3 protein-coding genes are annotated in these 3,081 nt (G+C 67.6%); all 3 read left to right on the forward strand.

Annotated features, from left to right (window positions below; translation table 11 throughout):
* The coding region (locus VJ307_04850; protein ID HJX73466.1) for an ABC transporter substrate-binding protein at window positions 1–1,416 on the forward strand (1,416 nt) is incomplete at its 5' end.
* Complete coding sequence (gene nikB / locus VJ307_04855; protein ID HJX73467.1) at window positions 1,413–2,333, forward strand: nickel ABC transporter permease; 921 nt, start codon at window positions 1,413–1,415, stop codon at window positions 2,331–2,333. The genes VJ307_04850 and nikB, both read left to right, overlap by 4 nt.
* Window positions 2,326–3,081 (forward strand): ABC transporter permease (locus tag VJ307_04860; protein HJX73468.1); only part of this gene is annotated, 756 nt, incomplete at its 3' end. The genes nikB and VJ307_04860, both read left to right, overlap by 8 nt.

Consider the following 3,081-nt stretch of genomic DNA (forward strand, 5'->3'; position numbering starts at 1 on the left):
CCGCGGCTTTCGACCGACGCGTACGGGACACAGATCCTGCAGATGACGCACGCCTCTCTCCTCCGGATGGACGCGGCGGGAAATCCCCTTCCGGATCTCGCGGAGCGCTGGGAGGAGCGGTCTCCCACCGAGATCGTGTTCCGGTTGCGCAGCGGAGTGCGTTTCCACGACGGGAGGGAGCTCTCCTCCGCGGACGTCCGCTACACGTTTCAATGGATGCTTGACCCCCGGAACCGGTCCCCGCACCGGTCGACATACAAAACGATCCGGGCGATCGAGGCCCCCGACGTTCGCACGGTCGTCTTCCGGCTTTCGGAGCCGTTCGCCCCGTTCCTTGCCGGCATGGTGCGGGGGATCGTGCCCGCCGGATCCCCGGCGGCGGGATATTCCCCCCCGATCGGGGCAGGGCCCTACCGGGTGGACGACTACCAGCCCGACGCCGGTATCCGTCTTTCGCGGTTCGAGGGATACTACGGCGGGATCCCGGGCATCGAAAAGGTCGTCGTCAAGTTCCTCCCGGACAGCAATGTGAGGTTCCTCGAACTTACGAAGGGGAGCGTCAACTTCGTGCTGAACGGAGTGGACCCCGACCTGATCCCCGCCGCCCTGAAAAACGGGAACCTGGTGACCGAGGAGGACGCCGGAAGCAACGTTTCCTACCTCGGGTTCAACCTCCTTGACCCGGTCCTGTCCGACGCGCGGGTGCGGCGGGCCATCGCCATGGCCATCGACCGCGGGGCGATCGTCCGGACCTTGTGGAAGGGCCACGCGGACCTTGCCGACTCCATCCTCGCCCCGGGCTTCTGGGCCCATGAAAAAGGGATCCCCCCCCTGCCGTACGACCCCGCCGCGGCAAGGCGTCTTCTGGACTCGGCCGGCGACCGCGACCCGGACGGCGAGGGGCCGAAACCCCGCTTCCGGCTGACGTACAAGACGTCGCAGAACGAGTTGCGGCGGCGGATCGCGGCCGTCATCCAGGAGCAGCTGCGCCAGGTCGGAATCGCCGTGGAGGTCCAGTCCCTGGAGTGGGGGACCTTCTTCTCGGACATCCGGAGGGGGAACTTCCAGCTGTACGGCCTGACCTGGGTCGGAATCGCGGACCCGGACATCTATCACTACGCCTTCCACTCCGGGGAGACTCCCCCCGAGGGAGCCAACCGGGGAGGCTACCGGAAACCCGAGGTCGACCGGCTGGTGGAGGAAGGCCGCCGGGAACCGTCGCGGGAGAAACGGAAAACGATCTACGGAAAAGTGCAGCGGATCCTTGCCCGGGACCTGCCTGTTTTCCCCCTCTGGATCAACCGGAACATCCTCGTCCGGGACCGGCGGCTCGTCGGCTTCGTCATCACACCGGACGAGGATTACGCCTCCGTCAAGGAGATGACCCTCCGGAAGGGAGAGGAAGCCGGGAAATGAGGAGGTACCTTTTCTCCCGTCTCCGGCAGATGGTCCCCGTCGTTTTCGGCGTGGTGACGGTCGTCTTCCTCCTGATCCATCTCATCCCCGGCGACCCCGTCGAGATCATGCTGGGCGAGAGCGCCCTTCCGGCCCAGAAGGAGGAACTGCGCCGGGAGCTTCGCCTGGACCGCCCCCTGGCCGTCCAGTACGGCGATTTTCTCCTCGGAGTGGCGCGGGGGGACCTGGGCACCTCCTTCCGGAGCCGGGAACCGGTGCTGCGGGAGATCCTCCGGAGGGTTCCCGCGACCCTCCTCCTCTCGGCCGCCTCGATGACCGTGGCTCTTCTCCTCTCGATTCCCCTCGGAATCCTGTCCGCGATGCGGCAGCACACCCTTCTCGACCATCTCTGCGGCCTCCTGGCGATGCTCGGCCTGTCGATGCCCAACTTCTGGCTGGGGCCCCTGCTGATCCTGGTCTTCTCCATCGGCCTCGGGCTTTTTCCCGTCTCGGGGTATGGGACCGCCGGCCACCTGGTGCTTCCCGCCGTGACGATGGGGACCGGGATGGCGGCGATCCTCATGCGGATGCTGCGCTCCCAGCTCCTGGAGGAGATCCGGCAGGACTACGTGCGGGCGGCGTCCGCCCGGGGGCTCTCCCGTCGGGCCGCGGTGGTGCGCCACGCGCTCGCGAACTCCCTCATCCCCGTCCTCACGGTGCTGGGCCTGCAGTTCGGCGCGCTTCTTTCCGGCAGCATCATCACGGAGACGATCTTCTCCTGGCCCGGGATCGGCCGCCTCACCGTACAGGCGATCGACGCCCGGGATTACCCGCTGGTTCAGGGGTGCATCCTGTTCATCGCCCTCTGCACGGTGACCGTGAATCTCCTGACCGATCTCCTTTACTCCTGCCTCGACCCGAGGATCCGGTATGAGTGAACGGCTTTCCCGGAGAACGCTCGCGAGGCGGGTGGCAAGACACCGGGGGGCCGTCGCCGGGCTCGCCGTCGTGGTCCTTCTGCTGATCGTGGCGGCGTTCGCCCCCCTGCTCGCCCCGTTCGACCCGGGGGCGCAGGCGCTCGACTCCGGGCTTTCCGGCCCCTCGCGGTCCCACTGGCTCGGGCAGGACCGGCTGGGCCGGGATCTGCTGAGCCGCCTCCTCCACGGCGCGCGCATCTCGGTCGCTGTGGGGCTGGGCACCGTCTCCCTGTCGCTTGCGATCGGTCTCCTTGTCGGGTCGGCATCGGGTTTTTTCGGCGGGAAGGTCGACCACCTCTTCATGCGGCTTGCCGACGTCCTTCTCGCCTTTCCCGGGATCCTGCTCGCCATCGCGATCACCTCCGTCCTCGGGCCATCGCTTCGCAACGTCCTCATCGCGCTGTCCGCCCTCGGTTGGGTGGGGTACGCCCGGCTGATCCGCGGCCAGATCCTCAAGGTCCGGGAGATGGAGTTCGTCCAGTCGGCAAGAGCGGTCGGCACCCCTCCTGCGCGTCTCCTCCGGGTCCACATCCTTCCGAACGCGATCTCGCCCGTCATCGTCGAGGCCACCTTCGGGATCGCGCGGGCGATCGTCGCGGAGGCGGGCTTGAGCTTCCTGGGGCTCGGGGTTGCGCCCCCCACCCCCTCCTGGGGGGCGATGATCAGCGAGGGAAGGCATTTCCTCTTCGTCGCGCCGCACCTGACCACC

The organism is Candidatus Deferrimicrobiaceae bacterium, from assembly GCA_035256765.1.
Classification (GTDB): domain Bacteria; phylum Desulfobacterota; class Deferrimicrobia; order Deferrimicrobiales; family Deferrimicrobiaceae; genus CSP1-8.

Excerpts from the sequence above, each read along its gene's own strand:
- nikB (HJX73467.1), top strand. The coding sequence starts at position 1,413 with ATGAGGAGGTACCTTTTCTCCCGTCTCCGGCAGATGGTCCCCGTCGTT.